The sequence below is a fragment of the Hylemonella sp. W303a genome (genome assembly GCF_046452315.1).
Taxonomy (GTDB): domain Bacteria; phylum Pseudomonadota; class Gammaproteobacteria; order Burkholderiales; family Burkholderiaceae_C; genus Hylemonella.
In genome coordinates this window covers 126,747-141,726 of the sequence record NZ_JBKFDG010000004.1, presented here as the reverse complement: position 1 = coordinate 141,726, position 14,980 = coordinate 126,747, and the positions used below count along the sequence as shown (strand labels likewise).

The 14,980-nt window shown below is 62.0% G+C and carries 18 protein-coding genes; 9 read left to right on the top strand and 9 right to left on the bottom strand.

The annotated features are described in order from the left end of the window. Positions 1-42 precede the first annotated feature (42 nt). From flgJ to ACLBKS_RS09095, 9 genes are all read right to left on the bottom strand, one after another. Positions 43-1,020 carry a flagellar assembly peptidoglycan hydrolase FlgJ gene (gene flgJ / locus ACLBKS_RS09135; RefSeq protein ID WP_410192496.1) on the bottom strand — a complete coding sequence of 326 codons (978 nt, stop codon included), beginning with the start codon at positions 1,018-1,020 and terminating at the stop codon, positions 43-45. Positions 1,021-1,032: 12 nt separating this feature from the next. Continuing rightward, a complete protein-coding gene (locus ACLBKS_RS09130; RefSeq protein ID WP_410192495.1) occupies positions 1,033-2,163 on the bottom strand; it encodes a flagellar basal body P-ring protein FlgI in 1,131 nt (376 codons plus the stop codon). Between the two features lie 28 nt (positions 2,164-2,191). Continuing rightward, positions 2,192-2,908 carry a flagellar basal body L-ring protein FlgH gene (locus tag ACLBKS_RS09125; RefSeq protein ID WP_410192494.1) on the bottom strand — a complete coding sequence of 239 codons (717 nt, stop codon included), beginning with the start codon at positions 2,906-2,908 and terminating at the stop codon, positions 2,192-2,194. Further along, complete coding sequence (gene flgG / locus ACLBKS_RS09120) at positions 2,908-3,687, bottom strand: flagellar basal-body rod protein FlgG (RefSeq protein WP_410192493.1); 780 nt, start codon at positions 3,685-3,687, stop codon at positions 2,908-2,910. The genes ACLBKS_RS09125 and flgG overlap by 1 nt, the downstream gene beginning before the upstream one ends. Before the next feature lie 67 nt (positions 3,688-3,754). Then, positions 3,755-4,495, bottom strand: a complete 741-nt coding sequence (locus ACLBKS_RS09115) for a flagellar basal body rod protein FlgF (RefSeq protein WP_410192492.1) — start codon at positions 4,493-4,495, stop codon at positions 3,755-3,757. Positions 4,496-4,864: 369 nt separating this feature from the next. Then, entirely contained in the window at positions 4,865-6,403 is a 1,539-nt protein-coding gene (locus ACLBKS_RS09110) for a flagellar hook protein FlgE (protein WP_410192491.1), read from the bottom strand. A gap of 50 nt (positions 6,404-6,453) precedes the next feature. Beyond that, a complete protein-coding gene (locus tag ACLBKS_RS09105) occupies positions 6,454-7,167 on the bottom strand; it encodes a flagellar hook assembly protein FlgD (RefSeq protein WP_410192490.1) in 714 nt (237 codons plus the stop codon). Positions 7,168-7,212: 45 nt separating this feature from the next. Beyond that, a complete protein-coding gene (gene flgC / locus ACLBKS_RS09100; RefSeq protein WP_410192489.1) occupies positions 7,213-7,623 on the bottom strand; it encodes a flagellar basal body rod protein FlgC in 411 nt (136 codons plus the stop codon). Between the two features lie 42 nt (positions 7,624-7,665). Further along, positions 7,666-8,151 carry a flagellar basal body rod protein FlgB gene (locus ACLBKS_RS09095; protein ID WP_410192488.1) on the bottom strand — a complete coding sequence of 162 codons (486 nt, stop codon included), beginning with the start codon at positions 8,149-8,151 and terminating at the stop codon, positions 7,666-7,668. A gap of 210 nt (positions 8,152-8,361) precedes the next feature. Between ACLBKS_RS09095 and flgA the strand changes: the two genes are divergently transcribed. From flgA to ACLBKS_RS09050, 9 genes are all read left to right on the top strand, one after another. Next, entirely contained in the window at positions 8,362-9,228 is an 867-nt protein-coding gene (gene flgA, locus ACLBKS_RS09090) for a flagellar basal body P-ring formation chaperone FlgA (protein ID WP_410192487.1), read from the top strand. Between the two features lie 242 nt (positions 9,229-9,470). Beyond that, positions 9,471-9,809, top strand: coding sequence for a flagellar biosynthesis anti-sigma factor FlgM (flgM, locus tag ACLBKS_RS09085; protein ID WP_410192486.1), 339 nt, complete (start codon positions 9,471-9,473; stop codon positions 9,807-9,809). A 214-nt stretch (positions 9,810-10,023) separates the two neighbouring features. After that, complete coding sequence (locus ACLBKS_RS09080) at positions 10,024-10,398, top strand: hypothetical protein (RefSeq protein ID WP_410192485.1); 375 nt, start codon at positions 10,024-10,026, stop codon at positions 10,396-10,398. 255 nt (positions 10,399-10,653) lie between these two features. Continuing rightward, complete coding sequence (gene flhD / locus ACLBKS_RS09075; RefSeq protein ID WP_410192484.1) at positions 10,654-10,986, top strand: flagellar transcriptional regulator FlhD; 333 nt, start codon at positions 10,654-10,656, stop codon at positions 10,984-10,986. Between the two features lie 33 nt (positions 10,987-11,019). Further along, on the top strand, positions 11,020-11,556 hold the full coding sequence (flhC, locus tag ACLBKS_RS09070) for a flagellar transcriptional regulator FlhC (RefSeq protein WP_035604307.1): 537 nt from the start codon (positions 11,020-11,022) through the stop codon (positions 11,554-11,556). A 248-nt stretch (positions 11,557-11,804) separates the two neighbouring features. Beyond that, positions 11,805-12,662, top strand: coding sequence for a flagellar motor stator protein MotA (gene motA, locus ACLBKS_RS09065; protein ID WP_410192483.1), 858 nt, complete (start codon positions 11,805-11,807; stop codon positions 12,660-12,662). 67 nt (positions 12,663-12,729) lie between these two features. Further along, a complete protein-coding gene (gene motB, locus ACLBKS_RS09060) occupies positions 12,730-13,686 on the top strand; it encodes a flagellar motor protein MotB (protein WP_410192482.1) in 957 nt (318 codons plus the stop codon). 112 nt (positions 13,687-13,798) lie between these two features. Further along, positions 13,799-14,191 carry a chemotaxis response regulator CheY gene (gene cheY, locus ACLBKS_RS09055; RefSeq protein WP_006299482.1) on the top strand — a complete coding sequence of 131 codons (393 nt, stop codon included), beginning with the start codon at positions 13,799-13,801 and terminating at the stop codon, positions 14,189-14,191. 2 nt (positions 14,192-14,193) lie between these two features. Beyond that, positions 14,194-14,892, top strand: coding sequence for a protein phosphatase CheZ (locus ACLBKS_RS09050; RefSeq protein ID WP_410192481.1), 699 nt, complete (start codon positions 14,194-14,196; stop codon positions 14,890-14,892). Positions 14,893-14,980: the final 88 nt, after the last annotated feature.

The window sequence follows — 14,980 nt, the reverse complement described above, 5'->3', positions numbered from 1 at the left end:
GTGAAAAATCTTAGGCTGTTTTCCTGTTTCGCGCTGCGTGAATCACATGCGGCGCTGCAGGAGCAGGGTGGTGTTGATGGCGCGGCTGAGCTTTTCAGCGTATTGCGGATCGGTCGCGTAACCCGCGTCCTGGAGACCTTGGGTCCAGCTCTGAACGGACTCCGAGCCGTTCGGCGCATCGGCTTGCAAGACCTGGTCACGCGCATCGGCATAGCGCGGGCTGTTGCCGATGAGGCGGGCGAAGTCGCGGTAGGAATCGGCGTAGGAGTCGTAGGCGCGGAACTTGGCGGTGACTTTGCGTGCCGAGCCGTCCACGTACTCCGTGGTGGTGACCTCGGCGACCTTGCCCGTCCAACCCGCACCGGCCTTGATGCCGAACAAGTTGTGCGAGTTGCTGCCGTCGGCCATGCGGATTTCGCGGCGACCCCAGCCGGTTTCGTGACCGGCTTGGCCCAGCAGGTAGCTGGCGGGCAAGCCGCTGCTGCGCTCGACCTGCTTGGCCATCTCGGCGTGCTGCATCACGAAGTCGCGCGCGGCGGATGGAATGCTCGCGGCGGGAATGAGCGGCTCGGTGGTCGTGCTGTCGGTCGCTGCGGTCGACGCGGCGGATGGGGTCGCGAGCGCCGCCGCCTGAGCGCTGCGGGCGGGATTCGAGTTCGCGGCAAGGGGCGCGGCATCGACCGAGGCCGAAGCACTGGCATCCGTCATGTTCATCTGACGCATGAGTTGCTTGGCGATCATCTCGCTCAAGCCGCCAGGCATGCCACTCATCTGCAATGCGTACTGCTCGTCCAGCATGCTCGTGCCCATGTCTCCCATGGGACTGTCGAACATGCCGCTGCTCATGGTGGTCTCGCGCATGCTCTTCATCAGCTCGCGCATGAAGAGGGCCTCGAACTGCTTGGCAGCTTCGCGGATGGTTTGGGGCGTGTTCGCCTGGCCGGCCTGGTACTTCAGGCGATCCAGGCTGGAGCCGTCAACGGCCAGCGCTTGCGAATTGGAAACCAGGTCGGCACTCATGTCGAAGGCCTTTCAGATCACCTCAAGCTCGGCGTTCAATGCGCCCGCCGCCTTGATGGCTTGCAAAATTGCCAGCAGGTCTTGCGGGGTCGCGCCCAGGGCGTTGAGCGCGCGCACCACTTCCTGCAAAGTCGGTGAGCCAGGCACCGTGATCAGGTTGCCGGGTTCTTGCGTCACCTGGATGCTGGCTTGCTCCGTCACCACGGTCTGGCCTTGCGACAAGGGCGCGGGTTGGCTGATCACCGGCGTGCTGTTGATGCTGACCGACAAATTGCCATGCGCGATGGCGCAGGGCCCCAGCGTCACGGCCTGATTGAGCACGATGGAGCCCGTGCGAGAGTTGATGATGACCTTGGCGGCGGGCGTCGTGTCCTGAACGTTCAGCTCTTCCATTTGAGCCAGGAAGGCGATGCGGTCATTGGGCGCGGTCGGAGCGCGAACTTCGATCGAGCGACCGTCCATGGCGTTGGCCACGCCGGTGCCAAAGCGTTGGTTGATCGCGTCGGCGACGCGCGAGGCGGTCAGGAAATCGTCCGAATTGAGCGCCAGGCGCACACTGCCCCCTTCCATCAGGGGCGTGGGCACGGAACGTTCCACCAGCGCGCCGCCCGGAACGCGGCCGGCGCTGAGGTGATTGATCTGCACGCTGCTGCCCGCGGCGGACGCGCCGGCCCCAGCCACCACCAGGCTACCTTGGCCCAGGGCGTAGATCTGGCCATCGGCGCCGCGCAGCGGTGTCGCCACCAGCGTTCCACCCTTGAGTGACTTGGCGTTGCCCAAAGACGAGACGGTGATGTCGATGCGTTGGCCAGGGCGCGCGAAGGCGGGCAGCTCGGCCGTGACCAGCACCGCCGCCACGTTCTTGAGTTGCAGCCGCGAGGCCAGGGTGGGGTCCAGCGAGATGCCCAGTTGCTGAAGGTAGTTCGCCAGTGTTTGCGACGTGTAGGGCATCTGCGTCGTCTGATCGCCCGTGCCGTCCAAACCAATCACCAGGCCGTAGCCTGTGAGTTGGTTGCTGCGCACGCCTTCGATGGAAGCGACTTCCTTGATGCGAGCCGCATGGGCGGTGGAATACAGACCGACAAGCGCGGCGGCGCCGAGCAGCAACGCGGCGGGACGGAGGAGACGGGACAAGGTGTTCATGGCGCGGGCCTCGAGGTTCTCGACAACATCAGAACGGCGACAAGGTATGGAAGAAGCGCGTCAGCCAGCCGACGGTCTGTGCCTCGTATTGCGGACCACGGCCTCTGGATTCGACGCGGACGTTCGCCACATTGGTGGAAAGAACAATGCTGCCGGGTTGGATCGCCAGGGGATCGACGGTGCCCGTGAAGCGCAACACGTCCACGTTTTGGTTCAAGCCAATCTGCTTCTCGCCCACGACAACCAAGTGGCCGTTGGGCAGGACTTCGGAGACGATGGTGGTGATCGAACCCGAGAACGTGTTGGTCGCCGAGGTGCCGCCCTTGCCCGAGAAATCGGACTTGTTTTCCGCGCCGATGTCGAACTTGCCCAGCGTGCCGCCCGACAGACCCGGCACAGCCGTGATCCCGCCGCTGATGCTGCCACTGCGGTTGGCTGTCGAACTGGACTGCTGGCTGGCCGATACGTTCTCGACGATGCGGATCGTCACCGTGTCGCCCACCTGGCGAGCGCGACGGTCTTCGAAACCCACCCGGTAGGTTGCGGACTGGAACAGGCTGCCGCTGGCCGGACCTGCGGGGATGGTCTGAGACGGATAGGCCGCCATGGTCGGCGTGGCGAAATCCACTTTCGCGGCTTGTGGCGCCGTGACCGTGCAGCCCGCGAGCAGCACCGCGCCGAGCGCGAACGACAGCGCGCCGAGACGCGCGGCGTGTGAGATCAGGTAGGAAAGGGTTTGTTTCATCACAGCTGTCCCAGTTTCTGCAGCATCTGGTCCGAGGTCTGGATGGCCTTGGAGTTCATTTCATAGGCGCGTTGCGTCTGGATCATGGTCACCAGCTCTTGCACCACATTGACGTTGGAGGACTCCAGGTAACCCTGCATCAGCTTGCCGATGCCGTTGGCGTTGGGGGCGCCCGTGCTGGGCGTGCCGCTCGCGGCGGTCTCGGCAAACAGGTTTTGCCCCTTGGCTTCCAAACCTGCCGGGTTGATGAAGGTGGCCAGGGTGATGTTGCCGATGGTCTGCGCCACCACCTGTCCAGGCAGCTTCGCCGTGACCGTGCCATCTTCGGAGATGGAGACGTCGCTGGCGTTCGGCGGGATCACGATGCCGTCGGCCAGCGGCAGGCCGTTCGAAGTCACCAGGGCCCCGGTGGCGCTGATCTCCAGCGCACCGTCGCGCGTGTACTGGGTGGTGCCGTCGGGCATGGAGATTTGGAAGAAGCCATTGCCGTTGACCGCCACGTCCAGAGGCCGTCCCTGCACCAGGTTGCCCTGGGTGTAGTTGCGGCTGGTCGCCACCGCGCGCGCGCCCAGACCGACCTGCAAGCCCGTGGGCAGGTTGGTTTGTTCGCTGCTGGGCGAGCCCGCGCTGCGCAGGTTCTGATACATCAGATCCTCGAACACGACGCTGGAGCGTTTGAAGCCATTGGTGGACGAGTTGGCCAGGTTGTTGGAGATGGTGTCCAGCTGGCGTTGCTGGGCTTCCATGCCGGTCTTGGCGATCCACAGTGCGTTGAACATGGCGTGTTCCTTCTAGATTCGGTTGAGGGGTGAGCGTCTTGGGGGCACGCAGGAACCAGGGCCTGCGTCAGCCTTCCAGGCTCAGCAGCTTGGCGGCGCTGCGGTCATCGGATTCGGCGGTCTGCAGCATGCGCATCTGCTGCTCGAACTGGCGGGCGGTCTGGATCATCCCGACCATGGTTTCGACGGGATTCACGTTCGAACTTTCAAGCACGCCGATGTCCATCCGCGCGTTCGTGTCGCTGGGCAGTTGTGCACCGGAGGTTGGTCTAAACAGCCCATCGTCTCCGCGCTTGAGGCGGTCTTCCTCGTTCGACGTGGCCAGCTTGATGCGACCCAAGGTGGCTGGAGGCTGGCCTGCGCTCTTCGCGCTGACCGTGCCGTCCGAACCCAGGTTGACGAGGGAGTTTTCCGGGATGGTGATCGGACTGCCTCCGTCGGACAGCAGTGGCAAGCCGTTGCTGGTCTGCAGAACGCCTTGGGGGGACACCTCGAAACTGCCGTTGCGGGTGTAGGCCTCGCGGCCGTCCAGGCCCTGCACCGCGAACCAGCTGCCTTGTTGAGGCATGGCGTCCAGGTCGCGGCCCGTGCGCAACGAGGGGCCGGGCGCGTCGCGTTGGCCAGCCGTTGCCTCCAAGGCGAACACCCGGGTGGTGGCGCCCTCGCCGCGCAGAGGCACCGCACGGTAGGTGGAGAGCTCAGCCCGGAAGCCGTTGGTTGAGATGTTGGCGAGGTTGTTGGACAGCACCGATTGCCGATGCTGCGCGGCATTGGCCCCGGTCATGGCTGTGTAAATGATGCGGTCCATAGGTTCAAGCCTTTCAAATATGGGCGAGGGAAGGAAGCCAGATCAATGGAATCCAAAAGCCATCCTTTTTTGCCTCGTGCAGGGGATTGTGGAAAAACTTGAGGTCCGGGGCGAGGGAATAAGAGGGTAAAAGGCGCGGTAATTGGGTGCTTTGGGGCTTGCCAGGACGGGGGTGTTGATCTACGGAGATGCCGGCGCCGAACCTGGTGGGCGAGTGCCCGTTTGAGCAAAAAAAAACCGCTGGCAGGGCCAGCGGTGGGGAAAGGAGATCTGCTTTTTCTTAGTATGGGCCGCGTGCCGCCAAGCGACGCCATCACCCGGCGGCTCACGGAATTGGAAAGAAACCACGCGGTAAAACCGCAGGATTCCTTACCGCATGTTGACCAGGGTCTGCATGACCTGATCCTGGGTCTTGATGGTCTGGGCGTTGGCCTGGTAGGTGCGCTGGGCCGTCATCATGTTCACGAGTTCCTTGGTCAGATCGACGTTGGACTCTTCCAAGGCGCCGGAGCGCAGCTCACCCAGATTGCCTTCGGTCGGACCGCCGAAGATGGGCTGGCCGCTGGCTTGGGTCTCGACCCATTCGCCGTTGCCGGTGGGGGACAGGCCTTGCACGTTGCGGAAGTTGGCCAGCGCCAATTGACCGTAAGCCTGGGTTTCGCCGTTCGAGAAGCGGGCGGTGATGACGCCGTTGTCTTCGATCTTCACGCCCACCATGTCGCCCGGCGGGTAGCCATCCTGCGACAGATCACCCGCCGTGAAGCGCGTGTTGTGCTGGACGATGCCCGACAGATCGATTGTGATATTGCCGGTGCCGTTCAGACCGATGGTGGTGACATTGGGTGAGGGCGGCAGCGTGACATTGATGACCATCGAGGCGTTGGTCGAGGCGGTGGTCGTACCGCCGACCGCTCCATCGGGGTCGATGGTGCCCACGTCAACCGAGTAGTCGGCAAAAGCCAAGGCGGTGTTGTTATTGGCGTTGGTCAGGTCGATGGCCGCGAATGTGGTGGGCAGCGTGGCGATGGCCGTACCTACAGGATAAGTGACGGCGGCAATCGTGATGGCGGTAGTCGTGTTACCCGTCCCATCGTTGAGCTTGTTCCAGTTGTTGACGGTGATGTCGGCTTGAGGGCCCGTAGCGGGCAGTGCCGCGGACGCCGTGCTGGTGACGTAGCTCCTGCGCAGCGAGCCATCGGTGTTGAATTCCAGCAGACCGAGCTGACTTTGGTTCGCGCCAGCGTCGCCGTTGTCCGCGTCGGTGTAGACCTGCCACACGTTGGGTGCGACCTTGCGGAAATAGAGTTCCACCGGCACCTCATTGCCCTGAGAGTCGTAGTTGGTGATGGCCGTGCCGAAGCGCGCCAGCGAGGTGCTGGGGGTGGATTGGTTCCAGACCGTGGCGGCGGAGTCCAGGGTGAACTTCGACGCCGTGATGGACGTGGTCTGGTTGGCGGCGATGCCTTGGCTCGTGGGCAGGCGCATGGCTTGGAGCGTGACGCTGGTGCGGTTGCCCGCCGGGTCCGTGGGGAAGCCCATGACCTGCGCGCCGGTGTTGGTGATCACGTAGCCCTGCGGGTCCAACTTGAATTCGCCCGCGCGGGAGTAGGCCCGGGAGCCATCTTGCAGCTGCAGAGCGAAGAAGCCGCTGCCGTTGATGGCCACGTCCAGGTCGTTGTTGGTGATGGCGATGTTGCCCTGGGTGAACTGTTGGCTGACGGTGGAAACCTCCACGCCAATGCCGATGGTGCCCGCGCCCGAAGCGCCGATGGAGGACGCGAACACATCCCCAAACTCTGCTCGGGCCGACTTGAAGCCCGTGGTGTTCGCGTTGGCGATGTTGTTGCCGATCACGTCCAGGCTGCGGCTGGAGGCGTTCAGGCCGGAGAGACCTTGTTGGAAGCCCATGGTGTGTTTCCTTCGTGGGGGGTGGGAAAGGGTGAGTGGATGAAAGGCGCTTACAGGACAGCTAGGATGTCGCTGTAATTGATGCTTGCTGCGCCAATCAGATCAATCTTCAGCGCGCCGTTGGACATGCCGACCGATTGCACGTAGTGACGTGCATAACCGGTGGCTTCGACCGTCTTGCCGCCGTTTTCGGCAACAACACGGAAGCTGGGTGCGCCGGAGCCGGTGTAATCGGTCGCATCCCAGGTGAAATAGTGGCGGCCTTCCGGCAGAGCGCCCGCGTCGATGGTGTCAATGACTTCACCCGAGGGGCTCAGAATCTCCACCTTGACCTTGTCGGCCGTGCCGCTGAGGTCGATGGCGCCGTTGGCATAGCGAATCGTTTCCTTGTCGCCTTCTTTTGCATCCTCTGCAGTGCTGTCCCGGGTGCCTTCGTTGATTGAGAGCGTGGTGTCGCTGACCAGCACCTCGCGGCCTACCAGTGATGTGCCCTGCAGCATTTGCAAGGACGTGAATTGACTGCCCAGGTCCTTGACCGTTTGGTTCAGATTCTCGATCCCCGTGACGGTGTTGATCTGCGCCATCTGACTGGTCATTTGCGCGTTGTCCATCGGGTTCAGCGGGTCCTGGTTGTTGATCTGGGCGATCAACAATTTCAGGAATCGTTCTTGCATCTCCGCAGAGTCCGTGCTGGAACTGCTGGTGCTGGTGCTGCCTTTGTTGACCAAGCTATTGATGTAGTTGGTGCTGTCTACGGAAGCCATGGGTGTTCCTTCGCGGGGGAGTCAGGTCCAGAGGGTGTGCGCGGGTCACTGGCCCATTTGCAATGTCTTCAGCAGCAGCGTCTTGGCGGTGTTCATCACCTCGACGTTGTTCTGGTACGAGCGCGAGGCCGAGATCATGTTGACCATCTCCTCCACAGCGTTGACGTTGGAGTGATTGATGTAGCCGTTCGCGTCGGCGGAAGGGTGCGTGGGCTCATAGGTCCGGCGCGCGGGCGCTTGACTCTCCGTCACCGCGTTGATCTTCACGCCAGCCGCACCGGGCGTGGCTTCGTCGAAAGGCAGGGTCTCGAAGACGACCTGCCGAGCCTTGTAGAAATCGCCATCCGGACCGGCAACGGCATCCGCGTTGGCCAGATTGGAGGCGACCACGTTCAGGCGCTGGGCCTGGGCACTGATGGCGCTGCCGGAAACGCCGAAGATGGAAAACATGGACATGGCGATCTTCCTAGTCGTTCAGTTGAGTGGGTGAGGGTTCCGTTACTGACCCTGGATGGCGCTCAGGATGGTCTTGGAATACCCATTGATGAAGCGCAGGGTGGATTCGTAGCGGATCGAGTTGTCCACGAAATTGCTGCGTTCGCGGTCCATGTCAACAGAGTTGTTGTCCATGGCAGGTTGAATTTGGTCGCGGTAGCCCATGCCGTTTTCGCCCAAGCCGCCTTGCCCGGTGTTTCTGGGCAGCGGAATGTGACGGGGATCGGTGGCACCGGCCACGGCTGGGGTGTTTCCCGGGGCATAGGTACCTGCCGTGGTGCCCGAGATGTTGAGCGTCGAGGGCTGAGTCAGCTTGGCATCCGTCTGCCCCAGGGCATCCTGCATCGCGGCCTTGAAGTCGAAGTCACGCGCCTGGTAGCCGGGGGTGTCGCCATTGGCGATGTTGCTGGCGATGGTGCGCTGACGTTCGGAGCGCAGCATCAGGGCCTTCCCATGGAAGTCCAGCGTGCCGGTCAGTTTGTCGAGCATGGCGTGCGCCCTTTCATTCAGTTCAGCCTTGCGAGAACGGTGTCAGGCTCTCCATTGCGAGCGCCTGAGCCACCGGGTGCGACAAATTGTGGTGAAACTTGATGGCGCGGTTGACGGGAATAAGCGGGTGAAAGCGGCTCATTTGGCGGCTTTGTCTTGGGCGGCCATCCCTATAGTCATCCGCATTCAGGACGATATGAAGTGCCCATCATGAATTCACTCAGGTATGCGATGGAGGCCCTGCGGCGTTGGTCGTCGCAGGCTGTGGCGTTTGCCTTCAAGGCGGGCGGACTGACGCGCGTGCTTGCGCGCCGCGGCCCTGCGGCGGTGGCATGGCTGTCTTGGCTGTCGCTGGGCGTGGCCATGTTGGTGATGGGATGGTCCGTCCCGGGGCATGCTTCGCAGCAAACGTTGGTGAATCCGACGTACCGCGTCAACAGCGAGGCGGACTTGCCCTACGTGGCCCAGCACTGGCTGGAGCGCAATCTGCCGGTGTTGTCGGCGCGCGAATCGGAGCGCGGTCCTCGTGTTCGTTTGCAGGCCCAATTGGGCCGTCTGGACGGGCGTTTGCGTCTCGCTCCCTGCGCGGAAGTCGAGGTTTTCACTCCGACGCGTCTGTGGGGCAATAGCCAGCTGGGCATGCGCTGCATTCAAGGGGCCATGCGTTGGAGCGTGACCTTGCCGGTTCAGATTCAGGCCATGGGCTCGGCCTGGGTGCTGCGGGCGAATGTTCTGGCCGGACAGGCCGTGACCGACCAAGACCTTGAGCGACGTGAAGTGGACTTGGCGGAGGACAGCAGTCCGGTGCTGACCGCCGATGCCTGGGAGGGTCAGGTCGCCGCGCGCAGCCTGCGCGCAGGCCAGACCCTGCGCCAGAACCTGTTCCGGGCCGCCAAAGTCTTTACGAGCGGCGCGCAGGTGCGCGTGCTGGTTCAGGGCAGTGGGTTTCAGATCAGCGCCCCGGGGCGCGCGTTGTCGGTCGGCGTGGTGGGCCAGCCGGCCCAGGTGCGCATGGAAAACGGGCGCGTCATGAATGCCACGGTCGTGGACGCTCGCACGGTTCGAGTCGAAATCTAAAGTCGTCGAGGTGTCGACGCTGCACCAAATCGGTGCAAAAGCTTTGTCAGGGCCTTGGTGGCCACGGGAAAAACGAGAAATGCGCTCAGCGCATCGGAAAAGCGAGCTGAAAACCGCCTTGTTGCTTGTCTGAAGGGGCTAAAGTTGCGCCGGTCCACGCCGATAAGATTGGCACGGGGCGGAACGGCTACTTCCCAGCCCCGAACAGGACTACAGGCAAAAAAGGCTTATTGGAGTAGATGATGAAAGTCGGTCAAGGCGCAGCAGATCCGCTGCTCAAGGTGACGCCTCAGGCGACCCAGCCCGCCAAAAAAGAAGCGGCGGCTAAGGAAGCTGTGAGCGTGTCGACCCAAGGTGCGACTTCCGCAGCCCAAGGCAGTGTCTCGGTGACGGTTTCGTCGTCGGTGCGTGCCCTGGAACAGTTGCGTGGCACGGGTGAAGCCGCGGACATCGACACGGACAAGGTCCGCGCGATCCGCGAAGCGATTGAAAACGGCACTTACGTGGTGAATGCCGAGGCCATCGCCGACAAGCTGTTGGCAGGCGCCGAGGAGTTCCTCGCGCCGCGCCGCGTGCATTGATTCCCTGACTTGAGTTTCCAGGCGCGCGGGGGTGCGTGCCGAGGTTGAAAAACCAGCCACCGTAGCCGGGTGGACGCCCCCAAAAGAGAAAAAGTCCTTCAAGCCTTCGACTTCGTGATCCCGGTCCCGGAGTTTTTTTGCAAATGCCTGTAGTGCCGTCCGTCTGACCTTGTGTCAAGCGTCCGGCATCCTTGATTCAAAAGGAGCCTGTTCCATGATTTCCTACGCGGATTACGAAAAACCTCTCGCCGAGATCGAAATGCTCTGCGAGGCGGTGTCCCAAGCCCTGCTGGGCGGCGCCAGCTTGGAGCAACTGGAGAGCGCCAGTGCCTCCCTGCGCGAGGCGTCAGTTGCCTTTGCCGCCTTCACTGAAAAGCACAAAGTGCTGGTGCACGGAGGCACGGAGTTGCGTGCCCGCATGAAGCGCATCGTGACGCTGATCCATCTGCAGCGCGAAAGCCTCTTGCGCTTGGCCGCACAGGCCGAGCGCAGCCTGCATACGCTGCTCCCCGGCATGGCTGAGCAGAAAAACGTCAGCTACGAGCCGCTGGGCCGCGCGACGTCGACACACCGCGGTTTCGGCGGCTGAGCCTGCCTGGCCTCGGCGTCTGCCGCGCTATGGGGCGGCAGCTGGCAGTTCAGGATCAATGAAAAGGAATTGAGGTGCTTTGAGCCCTCAATTCCTTTTTTCATGCGCTTGACGGACTTGTAGGATTTTGCCTGACACGTCGCTGCCGGTCTTTCTCGCAGCAAGTGCAGAAGGTGGCTGATTCAAGTTTCCTGGCCGCAGATCAGAATCAGGCCCAACGCCAAACGCAAGAAATGCGCTGTAAAGGAGCCCCAAATGACTGAAGAACAACTGAACGCCGAAATCCGCGAGTCCAACCTGACCTACCTCATGTTGGCCCAGAGCCTGATCCGGCGTGACATCGCGGATGCTCAATTCCGCCTGGGGCTGTCCGAGGAATCGGCCAACCTGCTCGCCATGATGTCGCCCGCGCAGATCTCCAAGATTGCCTCCAGCCCGATGCTGCTGTGCCGCTTCCGCATGGACGACGAAGTCGTGTGGAGTCTGTTGACCAACCACAACACCAGCAAGGTGGACAACCCGGCCACCACGCGCCTGCATGCCAGCATTCTGATGGCGGGCCGGCATGCGGAAGCGACCGGCGCCTGAGCGTCTTCTCATCAACCAAGCCGGGAATACCTCATGAGCACCGTCAAAAGCGTCCTGAACGAATCGCGCCAGATCGAACGTGCCGTCGCCCTGATCAAGTTGGGCGCGCGCTTGCAGGTTCTGGAAAGCGAGACAGATTTGTCCTACGAGCGCCTGCTTCGCCTCTACAAGGAGGTGGCCGGCAAGTCGCCCAGCAAAGGACAGTTGCCGTTCTCGACCGATTGGTTCCTGACCTGGCAGCCCAACATTCACTCTTCGCTCTTCCTCAATATCTATGAGTACCTGAGCAAGGCCAGCAGCATCGAAGACATCGATGCGGTGATGAAGGCCTACCGCCTGTATGAAGAACAAATGAAGGCTTTGGAGATGGAACCCCTGCTGTCCATCACCCGCGCCTGGCGGCTGGTGAAATTCATCGACAACAACATGCTGGCGATGACACGCTGCTCCAAGTGCGGGGGGCATTTCGTCTCCGAAGCCCATGAGAATGCGCGCAACTATGTTTGTGGCCTGTGTGAGCCCCCTGCGCGCGCTGGCAAGGGAAGCACGACGGGCATTCAGTTGCACTGAGCTTTGGGTGCGCGGGGCTTGACGCCCTGCTGAAACTCAGCGTTTCACCGCATTGAAGCCTCATGCGCCACCACCGTTCGAGACGCCGATTTGGTAAATCGGACACGCCGGTTTTGCAACAGAAGTTTGCAAAAGAGTCGAGACTAGGGGCAGTTTTCCACGCTTTTGCGTGTGCTGACATGGGCGCTATCCCCTAGAATGGCCCGAGTTACATTTTCCCTGCCCCTTTTTACCTTAGCCGCCCACCCATGCTCGTCATCATCGGTTATGCCGCTGCCATGCTTGCCATCTTCGGGACCTATGCCCTGCATGGTGGCAATACCGACGTCCTGCTGAAAGCCCTGCCCTTCGAACTGACCACCATTTTCGGCGGTGCCCTTGGCGCCTTCGTGGCGGGCAACCAACCCAAGGTGCTCAAGGCCACCATCGCGCAGGTTCCCACGGTGCTCAAGGGGTCGAAGTACACCAAGGAGCGCTACATGGACTTGATGGCGCTGCTCTACGACATCCTCCAGAAGGCCCGCAAGGAAGGTCTGATGGCGATTGAAAAGGATGTGGAAGAGCCCCATGAGTCACCGCTGTTCCAGGCGCACCCCGTGGTCGGCAACGACCACCATGTCGTCGAATTCACCACCGACTATCTGCGCATGATGGTTTCGGGCAACCTGAACGCCCATGAGATCGAGACGCTGATGGACAGCGAAATCGATACCCATCACCAGGAAGCGCATGCACCTGCGACCGCTGTCCTGCGCCTGGCAGGCGCCCTGCCAGCCTTCGGTATCGTGGCCGCCGTGCTTGGCGTGGTGAACACCATGGGCTCGGTGGGACAGCCGCCGGCCATCCTGGGCGGCATGATCGCTTCCGCTCTGGTCGGAACCTTCCTGGGCATCATGTTGGCGTACGCCATCTTCGAGCCTTTGGGTACTTTGCTGGAGCAGAAGGCGGCGGATGGCACCAAGGAATTGCAGTGCATCAAGTCCACCTTATTGGCCAGCATGCAGGGTTACAACCCCGCGACCGCCATCGAGTTCGGTCGCAAGGTGCTGTTCTCAACCGAGCGCCCCGGCTTCCTGGAGCTGGAAGCGCATGTCCGCAAGAAGTGATCCGCGAACCGGCGCAAGCGCGGAACGGGGCATGCGGGTGACCAGGATGAAAGGCTAAGGGGAAATCATGGCCACGGATGCCAAGAAACTTCAGCCCATCATCATCAAGCGGGTGAAAAAGGGCGGCCATGGTGTCCATGGCGGTGCTTGGAAGATTGCCTACGCCGACTTCGTGACGGCGATGATGGCCTTTTTCCTGTTGATGTGGCTGTTGGGTTCCACCTCCAAGGGCGACCTCAAGGGCCTGGCGGATTATTTCCGTGCTCCGCTCAAGGTGTCCATGGTCGGCGGCAATGGCTCGGGGGCCAGTTCTTCGATCTTGCCGGGTGGTGGCGCGGATCTCACGCTGACCGCCGGTCAGCATCCTGAGGATGCGTCAGCCGCAGACCGCCGCCGGCGTGCCGAAACTGCCCGCCGTGACGCGCAGCGGCTCGCCGCGCTCAGCGCCAAGATCAGCGCCGCCATTTCCAATAATGCGCAGTTGCGCCGGTTCAGCCGGCAGATTCAGCTGGAGAGCACGCCCGACGGCCTCAAGATTCAGATCGTGGATGAGCAGGGGCGCCCCATGTTCACCACGGGCAACGCCGCCGTGCAGCCGTATATGCGTGACATCCTGCGTGAGATTGGCGCGGCGCTCAATGGCGTAGAAAACAAGATCAGTCTGGACGGCCATACCGATGTGACGCAGTATGGCAACCAGGGTCGCAGCTACAGCAATTGGGAACTCTCGGCGGATCGGGCCAACGCGGCTCGGCGCGAACTGGTTGCTGCTGGCATGCCCGAGGACAAGTTGTTGCGCGTGACGGGCCTGGCTGCCAGCAACTTGCTGGTGCCGGACAACCCGACGGCTCCCGCTAATCGGCGCATCAGTATCATGGTCCTGACCAAGGAGGCGGAGGAGCGCCAGTTGGGCATCAACCGTGAAGCGGTCGAGCCGGGGGAACGGGGTGCCGCGTCCGGACAGGCGGTGGACCCGGCCCTGGTCGCTGCCCCTGCGTTGGTGGCTCCGGGAGGCTCGCGGTGACCCGCGGGCGGGGCGAAGAGATGCGTGGGCTTGGGCCGGGCATGGAACTTGGCGATAATCTGCCGCAATAAGAACCGAAAGCAAGACTGAAAGGCATAGAAAGGCTCAACGTATGGCCAACAACCCATTGCGATTCCTAGTGGTTGACGATTTTTCGACCATGCGCCGTATCGTTCGCAACCTGCTCAAGGAAAGCGGCTTTTCCGAGGCCGATGAGGCGGAAGACGGTGTGGTGGCGCTGCAGAAATTGCGCGCCCTTCCTTTTGATTTCGTGGTCAGCGACATCAACATGCCGAACATGAACGGCTTCCAATTGCTCGCCGAAATCAAGCGGGACGAGAAGTTGAAGCACATCCCGGTGCTCATGGTGACCGCGGAGGCCCGCAAGGAAGACATCGTGCTCGCTGCCCAGCAAGGCGCGGCGGGTTACATCGTCAAGCCTTTCACCAAGGCTGTGCTCGAGGAAAAGCTGCACCACATCCTCAAAAAATCGGGGTTGCAATAACCATGAACACCCATTCCGCCGCACCCGACTCGGGGGACATGACCTTCGAGGCCCTGGAGGTCGTCCATCACAAGCTGGGGCTGTTGACGCGCCAGTTGCACGATGCGCTGCAGGGGCTGGGTCTGGCGGAAAAACTGCATGGTTCGGCGATCGAATTGCCGGACGCCCGTTCGCGCCTGACCTACATCGCCAAACTCACCGGCGAAGCGGCGGAAAAGGTGCTCAACCGCGTGGATCAGGCCAAAAGCCAAAATGACCATGTGGTGGCGCAGACCAAACACATGATCGCCCTGCTGGCCTCCGATCCGGTGTCTGCCGTGGCCAAGGGCCACGTCATGAATTTCCTGACTGACTTGGAAAAGACCAATACCGATCTGGACCAACATCTCACGGAAATCATGATGGCGCAGGATTTCCATGACCTCACGGGTCAGGTCATCGCCCGCGTGCTCAATCTGGCGTCCAACATCGAGGATCAGCTGGTTGCCTTGCTGATCCAGACCGCGCCTGCGGATGTTCAGGAACGCCTCAAGCAGCAGACCGAGCAGATGGAAGCCGAAAAAGAGGCCGCCGCCAAGGCGCCTCTGACGCCCGAAACCGTCAAGCTCGGCGGTCCCGTGGTCGACCCGGAAAAAATGGCCAGCGAAGTGGTCACCGACCAGTCTCAAGTGGACGATCTGCTGGCCAGCCTGGGGTTCTGAGCGGCGCCTCGCGCTCGTCCGGATTCACCGGATCAAGGGGAGAAAAAGCCGGAAACACCCGGCTTTTCTTGTTTTAGGTGGCAAGGCC

Bases quoted from the DNA above. Each gene is read 5' to 3' on its own strand.
- flgJ (WP_410192496.1), bottom strand. From the start codon at position 1,020: ATGAGTGCCGACCTGGTTTCCAATTCGCAAGCGCTGGCCGTTGACGGC.
- ACLBKS_RS09130 (WP_410192495.1), bottom strand. From the start codon at position 2,163: ATGAACACCTTGTCCCGTCTCCTCCGTCCCGCCGCGTTGCTGCTCGGC.
- ACLBKS_RS09125 (WP_410192494.1), bottom strand. From the start codon at position 2,908: ATGAAACAAACCCTTTCCTACCTGATCTCACACGCCGCGCGTCTCGGC.
- flgG (WP_410192493.1), bottom strand. From the start codon at position 3,687: ATGTTCAACGCACTGTGGATCGCCAAGACCGGCATGGAAGCCCAGCAA.
- ACLBKS_RS09115 (WP_410192492.1), bottom strand. From the start codon at position 4,495: ATGGACCGCATCATTTACACAGCCATGACCGGGGCCAATGCCGCGCAG.
- ACLBKS_RS09110 (WP_410192491.1), bottom strand. From the start codon at position 6,403: ATGGGCTTCCAACAAGGTCTCTCCGGCCTGAACGCCTCCAGCCGCAGC.
- ACLBKS_RS09105 (WP_410192490.1), bottom strand. From the start codon at position 7,167: ATGGCTTCCGTAGACAGCACCAACTACATCAATAGCTTGGTCAACAAA.
- flgC (WP_410192489.1), bottom strand. From the start codon at position 7,623: ATGTCCATGTTTTCCATCTTCGGCGTTTCCGGCAGCGCCATCAGTGCC.
- ACLBKS_RS09095 (WP_410192488.1), bottom strand. From the start codon at position 8,151: ATGCTCGACAAACTGACCGGCACGCTGGACTTCCATGGGAAGGCCCTG.
- flgA (WP_410192487.1), top strand. From the start codon at position 8,362: ATGAATTCACTCAGGTATGCGATGGAGGCCCTGCGGCGTTGGTCGTCG.
- flgM (WP_410192486.1), top strand. From the start codon at position 9,471: ATGAAAGTCGGTCAAGGCGCAGCAGATCCGCTGCTCAAGGTGACGCCT.
- ACLBKS_RS09080 (WP_410192485.1), top strand. From the start codon at position 10,024: ATGATTTCCTACGCGGATTACGAAAAACCTCTCGCCGAGATCGAAATG.
- flhD (WP_410192484.1), top strand. From the start codon at position 10,654: ATGACTGAAGAACAACTGAACGCCGAAATCCGCGAGTCCAACCTGACC.
- flhC (WP_035604307.1), top strand. From the start codon at position 11,020: ATGAGCACCGTCAAAAGCGTCCTGAACGAATCGCGCCAGATCGAACGT.
- motA (WP_410192483.1), top strand. From the start codon at position 11,805: ATGCTCGTCATCATCGGTTATGCCGCTGCCATGCTTGCCATCTTCGGG.
- motB (WP_410192482.1), top strand. From the start codon at position 12,730: ATGGCCACGGATGCCAAGAAACTTCAGCCCATCATCATCAAGCGGGTG.
- cheY (WP_006299482.1), top strand. From the start codon at position 13,799: ATGGCCAACAACCCATTGCGATTCCTAGTGGTTGACGATTTTTCGACC.
- ACLBKS_RS09050 (WP_410192481.1), top strand. From the start codon at position 14,194: ATGAACACCCATTCCGCCGCACCCGACTCGGGGGACATGACCTTCGAG.